This window comes from Bifidobacterium miconis (assembly GCF_019331735.1).
In the GTDB taxonomy this organism is placed as follows: Bacteria; Actinomycetota; Actinomycetes; order Actinomycetales; family Bifidobacteriaceae; genus Bifidobacterium; species Bifidobacterium miconis.
Genome location: NZ_JAHBBH010000007.1, coordinates 95,487 through 113,306, shown reverse-complemented (window position 1 = coordinate 113,306; position 17,820 = coordinate 95,487). Strand labels below are relative to the sequence as shown.

12 protein-coding genes are annotated in these 17,820 nt (G+C 64.6%); 9 read left to right on the top strand and 3 right to left on the bottom strand.

Annotated elements, in window-relative coordinates; genetic code table 11:
• Positions 1–183: 183 nt before the first annotated feature.
• Together KIH79_RS04045 and KIH79_RS04040 are read right to left on the bottom strand one after the other, a co-directional pair.
• Positions 184–2,007, bottom strand: coding sequence for an alpha-amylase family glycosyl hydrolase (locus KIH79_RS04045; protein ID WP_236023593.1), 1,824 nt, complete (start codon positions 2,005–2,007; stop codon positions 184–186).
• A 178-nt stretch (positions 2,008–2,185) separates the two neighbouring features.
• Positions 2,186–3,586, bottom strand: a complete 1,401-nt coding sequence (locus KIH79_RS04040) for a glycoside hydrolase family 32 protein (protein ID WP_219058232.1) — start codon at positions 3,584–3,586, stop codon at positions 2,186–2,188.
• Positions 3,587–4,349: 763 nt separating this feature from the next.
• Here KIH79_RS04040 and KIH79_RS04035 point away from each other — a divergent pair.
• From KIH79_RS04035 to KIH79_RS04020, 4 genes are all read left to right on the top strand, one after another.
• Complete coding sequence (locus tag KIH79_RS04035) at positions 4,350–5,630, top strand: ABC transporter substrate-binding protein (RefSeq protein WP_219058231.1); 1,281 nt, start codon at positions 4,350–4,352, stop codon at positions 5,628–5,630.
• A 100-nt stretch (positions 5,631–5,730) separates the two neighbouring features.
• Complete coding sequence (locus tag KIH79_RS04030) at positions 5,731–6,609, top strand: carbohydrate ABC transporter permease (RefSeq protein WP_219058230.1); 879 nt, start codon at positions 5,731–5,733, stop codon at positions 6,607–6,609.
• A complete protein-coding gene (locus tag KIH79_RS04025; protein WP_219058229.1) occupies positions 6,609–7,466 on the top strand; it encodes a carbohydrate ABC transporter permease in 858 nt (285 codons plus the stop codon). The genes KIH79_RS04030 and KIH79_RS04025 overlap by 1 nt, the downstream gene beginning before the upstream one ends.
• A 118-nt stretch (positions 7,467–7,584) precedes the next feature.
• Entirely contained in the window at positions 7,585–8,694 is a 1,110-nt protein-coding gene (locus KIH79_RS04020; RefSeq protein ID WP_219058228.1) for a glycoside hydrolase family 172 protein, read from the top strand.
• Between the two features lie 120 nt (positions 8,695–8,814).
• Here the strand turns inward: KIH79_RS04020 and KIH79_RS04015 are convergent, their stop codons facing one another.
• Positions 8,815–9,762: a serine hydrolase domain-containing protein gene (locus KIH79_RS04015; protein ID WP_219058227.1), complete on the bottom strand. Its 948-nt coding sequence runs from the start codon at positions 9,760–9,762 to the stop codon at positions 8,815–8,817.
• A gap of 298 nt (positions 9,763–10,060) precedes the next feature.
• Between KIH79_RS04015 and KIH79_RS04010 the strand changes: the two genes are divergently transcribed.
• The 5 genes from KIH79_RS04010 (at position 10,061) to ilvC (KIH79_RS03990) (ending at position 17,802) form a co-directional block, all read left to right on the top strand.
• Positions 10,061–11,134: a LacI family DNA-binding transcriptional regulator gene (locus KIH79_RS04010; RefSeq protein ID WP_219058226.1), complete on the top strand. Its 1,074-nt coding sequence runs from the start codon at positions 10,061–10,063 to the stop codon at positions 11,132–11,134.
• Positions 11,135–11,366: 232 nt separating this feature from the next.
• Entirely contained in the window at positions 11,367–13,037 is a 1,671-nt protein-coding gene (locus KIH79_RS04005) for an MFS transporter (protein ID WP_219058225.1), read from the top strand.
• A gap of 514 nt (positions 13,038–13,551) precedes the next feature.
• Positions 13,552–14,913 (top strand): MFS transporter, encoded by a 1,362-nt coding sequence (locus KIH79_RS04000; protein ID WP_219058224.1) that lies wholly within the window; start codon positions 13,552–13,554, stop codon positions 14,911–14,913.
• A 333-nt stretch (positions 14,914–15,246) separates the two neighbouring features.
• Complete coding sequence (gene ilvC / locus KIH79_RS03995) at positions 15,247–16,299, top strand: ketol-acid reductoisomerase (protein ID WP_219058223.1); 1,053 nt, start codon at positions 15,247–15,249, stop codon at positions 16,297–16,299.
• A gap of 450 nt (positions 16,300–16,749) precedes the next feature.
• Positions 16,750–17,802: a ketol-acid reductoisomerase gene (gene ilvC / locus KIH79_RS03990; protein ID WP_094667944.1), complete on the top strand. Its 1,053-nt coding sequence runs from the start codon at positions 16,750–16,752 to the stop codon at positions 17,800–17,802.
• The last annotated feature ends 18 nt before the right edge of the window (positions 17,803–17,820 follow it).

The window sequence follows — 17,820 nt, the reverse complement described above, 5'->3', positions numbered from 1 at the left end:
GCGCCGCGTCTCTCCCTCAGTCACGGCGTTCGCCGTGACAGCTCCCTCGTCAGAGGGAGCTCCTGTGGCTTCCATGCCGTTGTGCAGGAGGGTGGCGCGGCGGCTGTACAGCCGCCGCTGATAACACTGCATCGGCCGTAGGCCGATTCCGAAACGTGCGTCGACTATGTGCGGCCCGTTGTGTCAGGCCACGAACATCGTGGCGGAGCCGGCGGGGACGGTGAGGGCGCCGTCGGACCACGTGGCGGGGGAGGAGCCCACGACGTGCAGAACCGTGCCTGGCGCGGCGTTCAACGGGCAGGTCGCGTCCGTGCCGGACGGGTTGATCGCGACGATGATGCGTTCGCCGGTGGCTGCCGTGATGGTGTTGGCGTCCGCGGCGCTGTTCGGATTGCCGGCGGCCTTCGCGTCGCCCGAGGCCTGTGCCGTGCGCTCGTAGACGAGCGGATAGGCGTGGTCTTCGGCGTACAGGAAGCGCACGTCGCCGTCGGCCTGCAGCGCGGGGTGCGCGTGACGCAGCGCGATCAGCGATCGCACGGTTTCCAACAGCGACGACGGATCGCCGGTCTGCGCGGCCACGTTCGGGCGCGCGGCGGCGCCGACTCGTGTTGCGGCCGTCGTGGCAGCCGTGCCGGATGGTACGACGGTCGCGCCAACCGTGCTCACGTCCGCGGTTGAACCCGCGTTCTTGGACGCAACCGCGCCCGCACCGCTGTCGCGCAGTCGCGCGGCGATGCGGGTGCCGGTGTCGGCGAGATCGGCGTGACCGGTGCCGTCGTCGAGCGGCAGGTACAGGTCGCCGCGGCGGGCGGCGGAGAATCCGGCGTTGGTCGAATCGTCCCACTGCATCGGCGTGCGCGCGCCGGTGCGCTCGTATCCGCCCTCCTTCGAACGCAGGCCGTGCACGTACGCCATGCCGATCTCGTCGCCGTAGTACACGAACGGGCAGCCGGGCATCGTCATCAGGAACGCGAACGCGAGCTTCATCTCGTCCGGCGTGAGCGTGTCGCGCATGCGAACCATGTCATGGTTGCCGGACGGAATGCAGATGTACCCCTTGCCGGCCGTGTCGTCGGCCATTGCGCGGTACGTGTCGACGAACGCGCGCACATTCGCCGTGCCGGCCGCCGCGGCAGCCGCGGAAAACCAAGGATGTTCGCGGAACAGGTCGAGATAGTGCGACGGGCCGAAATGCAGCAGGAAGTCCATGTCGAATCCGGCGTGCAGCGCCTCCTGCGGATTGCCCCATTCGGAGACGAGCACCGCGTCCGGATGCGTCCGGTCGAGATGCTCACGTATGCGGCGCCACAGCAGCGACGTCCACTGGTGGTCGGGGGTGTCCTCCTTGACGAGGCTGGCGGCCATGTCCACGCGGAATCCGTCGCAGCCGAGGCCGAGCCAGAAGTCCATGATGTCCTCGAGCAGCAGCCTTCCGCCTTCCGCTTCGGGCGAGTCGGCGGCAAACTGCCAGTCTTCGGTCACGGTGCCGAAGCCGTAGTTGAGGCACACCTGCGTGGAGAAGCAGTTGACGGCGGCCGCGTCGGGCCGTTCCGCGATGCCGCCCATGAAGCCCTTGATGGACTCGTACGGCGAGTTGAGCTCGGTCGCCTGCGTCAGCGGGCGCCAGATGTACCGGTCGGTCCACGCGTTGCGTTCGTCCTTGCACGATTCGGCGAACCACGGGTTATCGATGGCCGTGTGGCCGGGCACGAGGTCGAGCAGCACGCGGATGCCGCGGCGGTGCGCCTCGTCGAACAGGTTGCGCAGATCGTCGTTGCTGCCGTAGCGTGCGGCCGTTTTGTAGTAGTCGCGCACGTCGTAGCCAGCGTCGTAGAACGACGAGTCGAAGCACGGGTTGATCCAGATCGCGTTGCAGCCGAGGTTCGCGATATGGTCGAGCCGGCTGACGATGCCGGCGAAGTCGCCGATGCCATCCGCGTTCGAGTCCTGGAACGACTGCGGGTAGACCTCGTAGAACACGGCGTCCTTGAGCCATTCGTGGCGCATGATGATCTCCTGTACTCTGAAGTTAGTATCCGATCGGTAACTAAGTGGCCATGGTAGCGGGCGGTGGGAACGTGCGGCGCGCGGCGGAACGCCCGTTCCCGCCGCGCGCCGGATCGTCGTCTGCCGTGGCCCGTCTGCCGTGGCCCGTCTGCCGTGGCCCGTCGGCCGTCGCTGTCGTCTACCGCAGGCCGACGGCGAGCGAGACGTTGGACAGCGTCGCCGAGCCGTCGGTGACGTAGAAGCCAATCGCGTCGCCGTGATGCTCGCAGACGCGCGTGTTGAGCGCGACGTCGTTGACGTACAGCGTGGCGACGGTGTCGTCGACGATGAGCCGCAGGTGATACGGTTCGCCGGCATTGAGCGCGATCGGGCGCTCCAGTCCAATGTTCATGAACGCGAACCAGATGTAGTTCGGATTCTTTTCGGAGATGAAGCGGTTTTCGGCCACCGGGAAGTGGAACTGGTACGACTCCTTGGTGGTTTCGTTCTCATAGAAGCGGATACCGAAATTGCGCGTACCCTCCGTGAACGTCACGTCCGCCTCGAGCGAGAACAGGCGCCCGTCGTCGACGGACGGGTCGACGGTGGCGATGATCCGCTCCTCGCGGCCGTCCGCGGCCAGCGTGCAGTCGTCGATCGGCTGTCGGTCGGCGAACGCGGCCCACAGCGTGTCCGGCGTCTTGACGCCGAGGGAGCCGTCCTCGTGCTGGACGATCTCGTGCGGCACGAACGTGCCGGCCCACTCGAAGTTCTTGCGGTCGTCGTTGTCCTCGCGCGTGCCGACCCAGCCGAACAGGATACGGTGGCCGTTCAGCTCGAACGTGCGCCCGGCGTAGTAGTCGCTGCCGTCGAACGCGTCGTCGGCTGGCGCGGTCCACGGGCCTTCGAGGCTGCGGGACATGCGGTAGACCATCTTCTTCTTGTCGCTGTACTCGGTGACGATGTGGTACCACCAGTCGCCCATGCGGAACAAGTCGGGCATTTCGTGCATGGTGTAGATGTTCGGTGCCCAGAAGTCGCCCTGGAACTCCCAGTGCTCGAGGTCCGTGGACGTGAACCAGACGGTGCAGCCGGTCTGCTCCTCCTTGGGGCCTGCCTTGCGCGTGCCGAGCACGAGCACGTAACGGTCGTGCTCGTCGTCGCGGATGATCCACGGGTCGCGCCATTCGTCCGGATCGTAGCCGGGCTGCGGCGGCAGCTCGACCTTGTCGCCGGTTTTCTCCCAGTGGTACAGGTCGTCGCTCACCGCGTGCAGGAGCACCTGCGCGGCCTTGCCCTGTGCGGAGTAGTCGCGGTTGTAGCCGGTGTAGAAGATGTGGTAGCGGCCTTCGCCCTCGAACACGGAGCCGGCGAAGATGAACTGGTCCTGCGCGTCGTAGTCGCCGCGGGGGATGGCCACGCCGTGGTCCTCGTAGGTTACGAAGTCCTTGGTGGTGGCTAGGTCCCAGCCGAACGGCTCGCCGAACGGGCCGGGGTTGCGGTTGTCGCGCTGGTGGAACAGGAAATAGGTGTCGCCTTTGCCGAACGGCATGCAGTCGCCGAACCAGGTGCCGGGGAACTGGTAGTACAGCTTGTTCATGGGGTCAATCTCTCCTTTGCGATCGCTGTGCCGGCTTGGCGTTGTGCCGGCACGGTGTTGTGTCGGCACAACGCTGCGCCGGTTGGCCGGATTGTTCCGGACCGTGCCGCGCCGATGCGTTCGACTGGCTGCCGCACGATTCGTCAATCGTTTGACGTTCGTATGGTCCTATTCTAATTGCCGGATGGTACGTAAGGGAGCGGCGGGCGCGTTGCGATGACGGGGGCGCGTTGCGATGATGCGAGAACGGGGCCGGCGCCGGGTTGGGCGCCGGGTCCGGTGACGGTGCCGGATTCGGTGCCGATGGGTTCGGCGCATTCGCCGTGCGTTCGTTGCGGCCGATGCGGTCGGCGGGCGAGGGGCGCGGGATGCCTTCGGCGTGTCGCGATGACGACGACCGGCTGCGGCGCGGCGCGACGGCGGGGGAGTCTGGCGTGACGATGGTAGATTTTCGTTGGAAAGTCTCGACTGTGAACGTTCACTGGATTTTTGTTGGAATGGTGCGGTTTTGCGTGTAGCACACCGGTATCGAACGGCGTGTCGAACACGGTGTCGAACCGGTTCGACACGCCGTGGCGTCAATGGTTTGACGAACCGGTTCGACGGCGTTATATTAGACGCAGTTCTTCTCGAACCGGTTCGATTCGGGAGGACGGGGAAACGGTTCAACGGAAACACATGGAGGGTCTCCGGGGGATCTTTTGCCCGAAAAAACACCTTCGCGAGCAGGGTTGCCGCGAACAGTGGAAGGAAAGGAAAGATAATGGCACATTCGTGGATGAAGCTCGGCGCCGCCGCTACCGCCGCCGTCCTGTCCCTCGGCATGCTGGGCGCCTGTGGCAGCAGCACCAACAGCAACGCCACCACCATCACCCTCTTCAACTCCAAGGTTGAGATCGAGGATCAGATGGAGGACATGGCCAAGCAGTACTCCAAGGAAAAGGGAGTCACCGTCAAGGTCTACTACTCCAACGACACCGTTGCCGCTCATCTCGCCACCAAGTACGCTTCCAAGCAGCCGTACACCATCTCCATGGTGGACGACAAGGACATCTACTCCCTCGCCAAGGAGCACGCCGTCGACCTGTCCGACGAGGACTGGGTCAAGGACACCGACTACGCGCTGTCCGTGGACGGCAAGGTCTACGGCTTCCCGACCACCGTCGAGGCCCGCGGCCTGATCTACAACGCCGACGCCATCAAGAAGTACACCGGCAAGGACTTCGATCCCTCCACCATCAAGACCACCGATGACCTCAAGAGCATCATCAAGGAGCTCAAGGCCGGCGGCATGAAGTCCCCGGTCGGCGTGCTCAAGGAAGACTGGTCCCTCGCCGGCCACTACCTGCCGCAGGTCTATGAGGAGCAGTCCGACGTCGACGCCTTCGTCGACACCCTGCTGAAGGGCACCGCCGATCTGCAGAACAACGAGAAGTGGAACTCCCTGATGGACACCTTCGATGTCCTCAAGGACAACAACTACGCCAAGTCCTCCGCCGTCTCCGCGGAGCGCGAGGTGACCGAGCAGAAGCTGGCTGAAGGCGAGATCGCCTTCATGTTCGGCGGCAACTGGGATTGGTCCGTGCTCAACCAGTACGACGTCTCCGAGAACATGGGCATGATGCCGGTTCCGCAGAACATGGACGACGGCGCCAACGAGAAGCTCGTCGGCGGCGGCTCCAAGTTCATGTTCATCGATTCCTCCGACCAGACCACCGACGCCCAGCGCCAGGCCGCCAAGGACTTCCTGAACTGGCTCGCCAACGACAAGGAAGGCCAGAAGTTCATCGTCGAGGACTGCTCGCTCGTCTCCCCGTTCAAGACCAACACCCTTGAGGTTCAGGACCCGCTGAGCAAGTCCGTCAAGAAGTACGCCGACGAAGGCAAGCTGATCCCGAACTACAGCCACCTGCCCGATGATCACTACTCCGTCCTCGGCGCCGAGATGCAGAAGTACCTCGCCGACCAGGAGGATCGCGACGCTCTCGCCACGAACATCCAGACCTACTGGAAGACCGCGAAGCTCTCGGGCGCCACTGCCTGATCCGTTTCCTTCCCGGAAACACCCATAATCATTGTCAACCCAGGTTGAAGGCACCGCACCGCAGCGGTGCCTTCAACCGCCGGACATGAATGGAATTGTTATGAAACAGAGCAAGTTTTCATACAAGTTAGGGCAGTTCCTGATGTTCGCAGGCCCGGCCGGAATCCTCTTCTGCGCCGTCGTCGTGCTGCCGTTCATCTATGGCATCTACCTGACCTTCACCAGCTGGGACGGCGTCGCCAACACCAAGCCGTTCGTCGGACTCAGCAACTATCAGCAGGCTTTCACCGACGCCGCGTACTGGGCCGCACTGGGGCGGACCGTCGTCTACTCGGTCATTTCCGTCATCCTTGTCAACATCGTCGCCTTCCTGCTCGCCTACGCGGTGACCAGCGGCATCAAGGGCCAGAACTTCTTCCGCGCCGGCTTCTTCATCCCGAACCTGATCGGCGGCATCGTCCTCGGCTACGTCTGGAAGTTCGTCTTCAACCGCGCGTTCGTCGCCATCGGTGACGCGATTACCGGCTCCAAGCCCGATTCGCTGCTCGGCAGCCCGTCCGGCGCGATGTTCGCCCTCATTCTCGTGTCGGTCTGGCAGTACGCCGGCTACATGATGCTGATCTACGTCGCGGGCTTCATGAGCGTCGACCAGAGCCTCAAGGAAGCCGCCATGATCGACGGCTGCAATTCCTCGCAGGCCATGTGGCACGTCATCGTCCCGCTCATGCGCTCCTCCTTCGTGCAGTGCATCTTCCTGAGCACCACCCGCTGCTTCATGGTGTACGACCTGAACCTCTCCCTCACCAAGGGCGAGCCGTTCAACCAGTCGGTGCTCGCCGCAATGCACGTCTACAACCAGGCATTTGTCTACAAGAACTACGGCACCGGCCAGGCCGAGGCGCTGATCCTGTTCATCATCTGCGCCGTCATCGGCGTGCTGCAGGTGTACGTCGGCAAGAAGGGTGAGGTGGCAGCATAATGGAAGGCCAGAAAAGCACTCAGACCAAGATCATCCACGCCATCGTGCTGGTGGTGCTGGTCATCGCCCTGATCGCGTTCATCTTCCCGTTCCTGCTGGTGGTCATCAACGTCTTCAAGGAGAAGGCGGACATCAACACCGCCCCGCTCGCCCTGATCGGCAAGCGCGGGTTCACGCTGGACAACTTCCCCGAAGCCATGGAGAAGATGAACTTCTGGACGGTGTTCGGCAACTCTGCGATCATCACCCTGTGCGCCACGGTGCTCACCGTGCTCGTCTCCGCGATGGCCGCGTACGTGATCGTCCGCAACCCCTCCTGGAAGGCCTGCTCCCTCTTCTTCGCCGCGATGGTCGCCTCCATGGTCATCCCGTTCCAGGTCCTCATGGTCCCGCTGGTCTCCGTCTACGGCGGCCTGCTGGGCGTCCTGAACCACCGCCTCACGCTGATCCTCATGCACGTCGGCTTCTCCGTCTCCCTGGCCGCGTTCATGTTCCACGGCGCGATCAAGACCAACGTCCCGGTCGAGCTCGAAGAGGCCGCCGGCATGGACGGCTGCAGCACGTGGCGCACCTTCTGGACCATCGTGTTCCCGCTGCTCAAGCCGACGATCGCGACCATCACGATCATCGACGCGATGGCCTTCTGGAACGACTACCTCCTGCCGTCCCTGGTCCTCGGCGAGCGTGAGCTGTACACGATCCCGATCGCCACGCAGATCTTCTACGGCACCTACTCCAACGACATCGGCCTGATCATGGCGGCCCTGCTGCTCGCCATGCTCCCGATCCTCATCCTGTACCTGTTCCTCCAGCGCTTCATCGTCGAAGGCGTCACCTCCGGCGCCGTCAAGGGCTGAGCCAGATACGGATCCCGCACTTGCAATGCCCGCTGTCATCCGTCCCCCGGTGCCGGCGGGCATTGCTATACCTGCTCCTCTTGCGGGGAGCCGAACACCATACGAAAGGAACCTGACGATGAGCTGGGACGCAACCGCACTCGAATCGCTCGGCCACGCGCAGCGCTACGAAAGCCGCGCGATTACCGCGGAGAATCGCACCGGAGCCAAAGGCAACGGCGGCAAGGCGGCCAGTCCGCTCGGCATCTCCCGCAAGGGATCCCCCTGCTTGAACGACATCCCCAGCGGCGAAACCGTCACGCTCGCCGACATCGAGGGCCACGGCGCGATCACGCACATCTGGTTCACCGTCGACGAGAAAACCAGCGAATCCGATTGCTTCGTGCTGCGCGATCTCGTGCTGCGCATGTACTGGGACGACGAGGAGGCCCCCAGCGTGGAAGTGCCGCTCGGCGACTTCTTCTGCTGCGGCTTCGCCCGCGCCTGCCTCGTCAACTCGGCTCCCGTGGCCGTGGTGCCGAACCGCGGGTTCAACTGCTACTGGAAGATGCCGTTCCGCTCGCACGCGCGCATCACGATCGAAAACCAGCACGCGAACCCGATCCCGGCGCTGTTCTACCAGATCGACTACCGGCTCGACGACGATCCGCCGGCGGACGATCTCGCCCACTTCCACGCGCAGTGGCGCCGTCAGCCCATCACCGAACTCGGACACGACTACGTGGTGCTCGACGGGGTGAAGGGTCGCGGCCACTACGTCGGCACCTATCTGGCGCTCTCCACGCTGGAACGGTACTGGTGGGGCGAAGGCGAGATGAAGTTCTACATCGACGGCGACGACGCGTACCCGACGATCTGCGGCACCGGCACCGAGGACTACTTCGGCGGCTCGTGGAGCTTCGCGCGCCAGGAGAACGGCCGCACGGTCGAGCAGACGTACTGCACGCCGTACCTCGGCTACCCGTACTATTCGCGGCACGACGAGCTCATCCACAACGACTACCACAACGACGACGTGCCGCCGCAGCGCGGATTCTACCGTTGGCACATTCCCGATCCGATCACGTTCCGGCACGACCTCAAGGTCACGCTGCAGCAGATCGGCGTGGGCTACCGCGGCCTGTTCGAGCGCCGCGACGACGTGACGACCGTCGCCTACTGGTATCAGGTCGAGCCGCACGCGCCGTTCCCGGAGCTGCCGGCAGCGGAAGCGCGCTGGCCGCGGTAAATCTCTCCGCAGCTCCACTCGCCCCTCCCGGTCAGTGAGTCGGCTCGCGAAGCGGGAGCGAAGCCAGAAGAAAAAAAGAAGCCCCCTCGTCAGAGGGGGCTGGAAGAAGGTAACGGAATCTCACCCGACGAGGGGGAGCATGACGCGCTCGTGCAGTTCGTGACGGACGACGGTTTCCCAGCCGTCGCCCTCCGGGCACTGGATCGCGACGACCAGACCCTGCTCCGGCAGCACGGTCGTGATCTGGCCGTACGCGCCGTCGGCGCGGTATGCGCGCGGATACGGCGACATCCACCACTGGTAGCCGTAGCCGCACGACCAACCGTCGTCGTCCGTGCGGACCGGGGTGTCGATGTGCTTCGCTGTCGCCTGCGCGATCCACTCGGGATCGACGATCCGCTGGCCGGTCGGCGCCCACACGCCGTCGTTGAGGAAGACCTGGCCGAGCTTCATCATCTCGGTCAGCCGCATCTCGATGCTGCTGCCGCCGAGCGGATGGCCCTGCGGGTCGTTCTCCCACACCGGCCAGCCCTGGCCGAGCGGCTCGAACACGTGCCGCCACAGGTATTCGCCCATGCGCATGCCCGCGGCCTGCTCGAGCATGCGGCCAGCCAAGTACGAGTCCGCGGACGAGTAGTGGAAGCCCGAACCGGGGTCGACCAGCACCGGCTTGTGCAGCATGTACTGCAGGTAGTCGGGGCAGCCCTCGCCCTGACGGCGGCCGTGGATCATCAGGAACGAGCCGTCGAATCCGCTCGACATCGTCAGCAGGTCGCGCAGCGTGATCTCGCCCAACCGCGGATCCGCGTCGGCAGGCAGTTCGCCGGCGAACGAATCCGTCAGACGATCATCCAGAGAAAGGAGGCCCTCGCCGATCGCAATGCCGACGGCAGTGGACATGTAGCTCTTCGTGTGCGAATAGATGCAGCGCGGGCGATCCGCGACGAAATGATGCTCCGCGATGACGCGCGACTCGTCGCCGACCGCGATCGCCTCGATCGGCAGTTCGTGATCCTGCGCATAGCGCACGAAATCATCGATAAGGACGGTAATGGATTGATCGGTCATGACCAGCTCTCCTTACGGACGATCCGCGGCAGGCGCGCCATTGCGTGACCGACGGCGGCATCGTCACATAAAACGATTGACGTCACCCGTACTCTATCACGGTGTACGGCATGTGACACGACAACGACCGGAAACGCGTCGCCTCCACGACCATCCGGTCATGCGGGACTACACTGAACACCGTTAATTACGGGAAGTAATTACGGGAAGCGGTACGCCCGACAACGAATCCGACGCGATCCCGGCGGTATTGCGAGCGGCGATTGGAGCATGATCGATCCGGACAAAGGAGTGAACGATGGTAGGAATGCGTGACGTGGCCAAACAGGCCGGCGTTTCGCTGAGCACGGTATCGCTGGTGGTCAACAAGAACGGATACGTCTCCGACGACATGCGCGAACGCGTCGAAGAGGCGATGAAAACGCTCAACTACATTCCCAACGAACTCGCCCGCAATCTGTACCGCGGCCGCACCAACCTCGTCGGCGTGATCGTGCCGACCGTACGGCATCCGTTCTTCTCCGCCATGACCGCGGCCATCCAGGGCGCGCTCGCCAAACGCGGACTGCGCACCATGCTGTGCTCCACCGTGGACGCCGACCAGAGCGAAACCGACTGCGTCGACATGCTGCGCCGGCACATGATGGACGGCCTCATCATGGCCGCGCACACCGCGCACGAACCGATCTACTGGACGTCTATCGGCCGGCCGATCGTCGCGTTCGACCGCTATCTCGGCGCCGGCATCCCGTCCGTCGGCTCCGACCATGACAGCGGCGGCCAGCTCGTCGCCGAACGGCTCATCGCCAGCGGCGCGAAGCACGTCGTCTCCATCGGCGGCCCGCGCTCGCAGTTCATCGACTACGGCGGCGGCATGGGCACCACGTTCCCGACCGTCCGCCTGCACGCCGCGCTCGAAGGCCTGCTCAACGAGGCCGGCGTCCGCTACGACTACGTCGAAGCCGGCGAAGTCGCGAACCTCGAGCACCAGCGCGACGTCGCGCTGCACGTGATCGACGAATATCCAGACGCGGACGCGTTCGTCGGCTCCGACTACATCGCCGCATACGTTGTCCAGTCGGCACTGCGGCAGGGCCGGCGCATCCCCGACGACCTGCAGATCATTGCATACGATGGCACCGGCATGGCCGACGCGGCCGGCATACGGCTCACCTGCGTGCGGCAGGACTTCGACGCGCTCGCCGAGCAGATCATCGTGCGGCTGATCCAGTCGTGCGAGACGGCCGACGGCAAGCTCGACGCCGAACACGTCGGCAGGATCGACGAAGACACCGCCTCGCCGCACGACGTCGCCGAGGCGATGGATCTGGTGCCGGTCTCCTTCCATCAGGGGGAGAGCACGCGGCGGTAGCGCGTGCCCTGCGCCGTGCGTGCCCCACGCGCGATGCCGGCTCGTCCGATGCCGCTGACGCCCGTGCGGTGATCGCCCGGCGTTCGCCCGGTGCCGGCGGGCGGGCTCTTCCCCAATTCCGGTCTTCGCAGTATTCTGTAAGGGTGAAACGAACCGCCCGGAACGCGCTGATGCCAGTGCGTCCCGGGCGGTTTCTGTTGCCCTCAGGAAGAAACAGAAGAAAGAAGAAGCCATGACTGACGACAACGAGCAGGAGAACCTGCCCAAGCCCCCGCCGCTGCCCGGACAGATCTTCATCCGCCCCGGCATCGACGACCGCCCCGACCTCGACAAGGCCCTGACCCCGGAAGACAAGTCCGCCATCGCGCGCCTTGCCGTGCACATCGAACGCGAGCAGCCCTCCGATTCGGCCGAACGCGCCGAAACGCAGGCCGTGCGCATGAGTGACGCCGGCTCCCCGGCCGTCGCCACCGCCGTGCCGCCCACGCCCATCGCCGACGCGTCCAGCGCGTTCCTCGACATGCGAGACCCGATGGTCGCCGCCGACGGCACCAAGCCCGACAAGACGCAGGTCAAGCGGCTCAACGCGGGCTTCACGCTCGCCGCGCTGCTGCGCACCTTGCCGTGGGCCATGCTCAACATGGTCGCCCTGCCCGCGCTCATCGACCGTCTGTTCGGCAATCCGCTCCACGCCGGCCATACCATGCCGCTGAGCGTCGAAGCGGCCCGCGTCTCCGGCGCCGCTCCGGCACCGTGGCTGGCGCTGGTCGTCATCGTCGGCGCGATCGTTGGACTGGTTGCGAACGTACTCGTCGGCGTCATGTCCGACCATACGCGCACGCCGCACGGCCGCCGCACGCCGTGGATCATCGCCGGCGGCCTGCTTAGCGCGCTGTTCACGCTGCCGCTCGGCGCGCTCGGCAACGTTGGCGCGATCCTGCTGTTCTGGATCCTGCTGCAGATCACGTACGCGATGCTGGCCACTCCGCTCGCGGCCGCGTTCGGCGAACGCTACCCGGACAAGTTCCGCGAGCACGCGATGCGCTGGCGCGGCATCGGCCTCATGCTCGGCCAGCTGCTCGGTGTGGCATTGGGCGCCGGCGGGCTCGTGCTCGACGGCGAGCTGCCGTTCGCCGCGACGGCCGCCGTGTTCGTGCTGGCCGCCGTCGTGCCGGTGCTCGTGTGGCCGAAGGAGCCGTCCAGCGAGTGGATCGCCAACGTCAAGTACAGCGCGGAGCCCGCGTTCGCGCAGATGAAGCTGCCGTCCGGCGACGACAACGCCGCGTTCCGCCGCGCGTACGTCGCGCGCATCTTCATGATGGCCGGCGTGGGCGTGATGACCGTGTTCCAGTGGCTGATCGTGCGGCATTACGTGCTCGCCGAATGGTATCTGGACACGCGTTCCGCCGAGGGCTCGTCGCCGCAGATCTGGGCGACGTGCGTCGCGATGCTGATGGTCGCGGCCGGCACGGCCGTCGGCTCGGCGATCGCGGCCGGCTACGCGGGCCGGTTCGGCGAATGGTGCGAGGCGAAGAACGTGTCCAGCCGTGTCGTCGTGATCGCGGCGTGCGTCGTGTACGCGGCGGCGATCGTGCTGCCGATCGCGCTCGCGCTGTTCCTGTCGACGCCGGTGATCAACGCCGGACTTGCGGTGTACGGCATCGTCTCCGGCTTCGCGTTCGGCCTGTACGACGTGTTCAACCAGGACGTTGTCGCCGCGACGATTCCGGATCCGCGCGACACCGCGCGCTATCTGAACGCGTTCAACGTGGCGAACGTGATCGGCACGGTCGTCGCCGCCTGCCTCGGCGTCGTCGCGGTGCTCTCGCTCGGTTACATCGCGCTGCTCGTCGCCGCGATCGTCGTCGTGCTGGTCGGCGCCGCGCTCACGCCGAAGGACTGACCGGAGTCCGCTGATCGGGGTTCACATAGTGAACACCCGCTGGTTGCGGCGGGATGCCGGCTCCTATGGTGTGGCATCAGTCGAGCACCAAGCTCGGCGGAAACGTTCGATACCGAAAGGAGGTTCGCCACGATGACTGGATACACTGCAACTGTTGAGTTCAACGCTCTGCTGTCCGCTCGAATTATTATTCCGTCTTCGTTGGCGGACTGATTCGGCATGCAGCTTGAACCCCGCCAACGAAGGCAGGGTGCAAGCGAGAGTCGCGATCTTCGCAACAAGCCCTGCCTGAACGGCGGGGCTTTTTTGTTACGCCCCACAAGGTCACCGGAACACACGCAAGCAACGAACGCCACCGCAGTACGCAAGATACGCACCAATCGCACATGCCGCGCATCATCACAGGGCCTCCTCAGGTCATGCGCAACCTGCACGGTACGTACGAGGAAGCAACAGCCGGCCCGGGCCGATCGCCCCCGATCGCACGAGCCGGCGAACACAGGAGAGACAGACAATGTCAGAAGCAGTCGAAAGCACTGCCGGAGTCGTCGCCGGCAAGGCGCAGGCGCTGGTCCGCGACTCGGTCAAAACCGTGATCGCGGCGTCCATGGTCGGCACGGCCATCGAATTCTACGACTTCTACGCCTACGGCACCGCCGCGGCGAACTATTTCCCGCACATCTTCTTCGACAAGACCGACCCGACCGTCGCGCTGCTCGCCAGCCTGCTGACGTTCGCCATCGCGTTCATCGCACGCCCGCTCGGCTCGCTCGTCTTCGGCCACTTCGGCGACCGCATGGGCCGCAAGACCACGCTGGTCGTCTCGCTGATGACCATGGGCGTCGGCACGTTCCTGATCGGCTGCCTGCCGACCTACGACCAGTGGGGCGTCGCGGCGGTCGCGCTGCTGTGCCTGCTGCGATTCGTGCAGGGCATCGGCCTCGGCGGCGAATGGTCCGGCGCCGCGCTGGTCGCCACCGAAAACGCGCCCGAGGACAAGCGCGCGCTGTACGGCTCCTTCCCGGAGCTGGGCGCGCCGATCGGCTTCTTCCTGTCCAACGGCACCTACTTCCTGCTCGAAACGTTCAACGACTCCGACGCGATGCTCGCATGGGGCTGGCGCGTGCCGTTCCTGCTGAGCGCGGTGCTCGTGATCATCGGCCTCGTCGTGCGAGTCCACATGGAGGAGACGCCGATCTTCCGCATGGCGCAGGAGAAGAAGCAGGTCGTCAAGGCCCCGGTCGTCGAAGTGTTCCGCAAGAGCTGGGTGCAGGTGCTGCAGGCCACGTTCCTCGTCGCCGTCACGTACACGCTGTTCTACACGCTCGCCACGTGGTCGCTCGCATGGGGCACCAAGGCGCAGGGCGAGGGCGGCGGCGGCCTCGGCTTCACCAATCAGGAATACCTGCTCATGCTCATGATTGCCATCTGCGTGTTCGCCGCGTTCATCATCATCTCCTGCCTGAACGCCGACAAGTTCGGCCGCAAGCGCGTGATCGTCACCTCGTCCGTGCTGCTCGTCGTGTTCTCCGCGCTCTTCCCGTTCCTGCTCAACGGCGAAGTCGTCGGCCAGCGCAACTTCCTCGCCAACATGGTGTTCCTGTGCGTCGGCTTCGCGCTCATGGGCACCGCGTTCGGCCCGATCGGCGCGTTCCTGCCCGAGCTGTTCGACGCGAACGTGCGTTACTCCGGCTCCGGCATCGGCTACAACCTCGCCGCGATCGTCGGCGCCGCGTTCGTGCCGACCATCGCCACGTGGCTCAGCTCCCACTGGGGCGTGCACTCCGTGGGCATCTACCTCGGCGTGATGGCCGTGTGCTGCCTCGTCGCGGTGCTGAGCTGCCATGAGACTAAGGACGTTGACTTTACGAAGTAAAGTCAACGGCTGGTCGTCGGCTTCGCGATTGCCTGTCTTGCAATCGCTCACTTCGCCTACGGAAGCCCACTGGGCTTCCGCTTGACGGCTCAGCCCGGACGTTGACTTCACGAAGTAACGCTCGTCAATTCACGCAAACATTACCGCACAAAACAATCATTCAGTATTTGGACGTGAGCAATCACGCCGACTCTCGCCGGACTAGAACAGTGCGGCAGGAGACGAACGGCTCGCCGCGCGGACACAATCCTCAACGCCTCAAGCCTCATCAATCTCACCGATTGTCGGGCGCCTTACCAACGCCCAACGAAACAACATAAAGGAGTGCCTATCATGGCAGCAACTATCTGGTACGAAAAGGACGCCGATCTCTCCGTGTTCGATGGCAAGAAGGTCGCCATCCTCGGCTATGGCTCCCAGGGCCATGCCCATGCGCTGAACCTGCGCGATTCCGGTGTCGACGTGGTCGTCGGCCTGCGTCCGACCTCCAAGTCCGTGGAGTTCGCCAAGGAGCAGGGCCTCGAAGTGAAGTCCGTTCCGGAAGCGGTCGCCGAGGCCGACGTCGTGATGATCCTGCTGCCTGATCAGTACCAGGCCAAGGTCTACAAGGAGGACGTCGAGCCGAACCTGAAGCCGGGCGCCGCTCTGGCCTTCGCTCACGGCTTCAACATCCACTACGGCTACATCAAGCCGTCGGCCGATCACCCGGTCTTCATGGTTGCCCCGAAGGGCCCGGGCCACATCGTGCGTCGTGAGTACGCCGCCGGCCGTGGCGTCCCGGTCGTCGTGGCCGTCGAGCAGGATCCGGACGGCAAGACCTGGCCGCTGTGCCTCGCCTACGCCAAGGCTCTGGGCGCCCTGCGCGCCGGCGCCATCAAGACGACCTTCACCGAGGAGACCGAGACCGATCTGTTCGGCGAGCAGGACGTGCTGATGGGCGGCATCAACCACCTGTGCGACATGGGCTTCGACGTGCTGACCGAGGCCGGCTACCAGCCGGAGATCGCCTACTTTGAGGTGTTCCACGAGCTGAAGATGCTGGTCGACCTCGCCAACGAGGGTGGTCTGAACAAGGCCCGTTGGTCCTGCTCCGACACCGCCCAGTACGGCGACTACACCTCCACGGTCATCACCGAGGAGACCAAGAAGCGCATGCAGTACCAGCTCAAGCGCATTCAGGACGGCTCCTTCGCCAAGGAGTTCATGGACGATCAGGCCGCCGGCGCTCCGAAGTTCAAGAAGCTGCAGGAGGAGTACTCGCACCCGCACCTCGAGACCGTCGGCCCGAAGCTGCGCGCCATGTTCTCCTGGAACAACGGCCCGGCCAAGGATCAGGACGAGGCCGAGTCCTTCAACGGCAAGATCGCTCGTACCCAGGTTCAGTGACCACGCCGTTAAGCGGAAAGTCCGGTGGACTTTTCGTAGGCGTGGCCTGAGCGAGGCGATAGCCGAGCGAAGGCAGCATTGAGTCTCGCCGTAGGCGAGTCCGTAATTGCAGGACGCCGATTGGTAAACAGCCGCCGCCCCCGTTCATCCGGGAGCGGCGGCTGTTTGCGTTTGCGGATGACGATGGCCGTCGAGATGTCCATGTTTGAAGAGTGACGTGGCTCACGTTGTGGACGATGACCGGATGGCGACGGGGTTATCGGTAGGATGGGGAGCAGTTTCGAGGACAAAATCCTCACGCTTGAGACCGCTCGGGAAACCAATCCCGAACCCCCAAACGCGCAGAATGTTGTACGCAAGTACACACAAGGCATCATGCGCAACCACACAACACCGTGTGCCGCATCGCATCCCCGTGCACGGCGGCACGCAAGTACAAGGAGTGCTTACATGGCTGCACAAATCTGGTATGACAACGACGCCGATCTCTCCGTGCTCGACGGCAAGAAGGTCGCGATCATCGGCTACGGCTCGCAGGGCCACGCGCACGCGCTGAATCTGCGTGATTCGGGCGTCGACGTGGTCGTCGGTCTGCGTCCGACCTCCAAGTCTGTGGAGTTCGCCAAGGAGCAGGGCCTCGAAGTGAAGTCCGTTCCGGAAGCCGCCGCCGAGGCCGACGTCATCATGATCCTGGCTCCCGACCAGTACCAGCGCACCATCTGGGCCAACGACATCGAGCCCAACATCAAGCCGGGCGCGGCCGTCGCGTTCGCCCACGGCTTCAACATCCACTACGGCTACATCAAGCCGACCGAGGACCACCCGGTGTTCATGGTCGCGCCGAAGGGCCCGGGCCACATCGTGCGTCGTGAGTACGCCGCCGGCCGTGGCGTCCCGGTCGTCGTGGCCGTCGAACAGGATCCGCGCGGCGACGGCTGGGCACTGACCCTGGCCTACGCGAAGGCCCTCGGCGCCCTGCGCGCCGGCGCCATCAAGACCACCTTCAAGGAGGAGACCGAGACCGATCTCTTCGGCGAGCAGAACGTCCTCATGGGCGGCGTGAACAAGCTCGTCGAGATGGGCTTCGAGGTCCTCACCGACGCCGGCTACCAGCCGGAGATCGCTTACTTCGAGGTCTGCCACGAGCTCAAGATGCTCGTCGACCTGATGAACGAGGGTGGTCTGAACAAGGCCCGTTGGTCCTGCTCCGACACCGCCCAGTACGGCGACTACACCAACACCGTCATCAATGAGGACTGCCGCAAGCGCATGGAATACCACCTGCAGCGCATCCAGGACGGCTCCTTCGCCAAGGAGTTCATCGACGATCAGGATGCCGGCGCCCCGCACTTCAAGGAGCTGCAGGAGAAGTACTCCAACGAGCGCATCGAGACCGTCGGCCCGAAGCTGCGCGCCATGTTCTCCTGGAACAAGGACGGCGTCAAGGACGCCGACGAGGCCAACTCCTTCACCGGCAAGATCGCCCGCGCTCAGGTGCAGTGACATTACGCCATTAGGCTA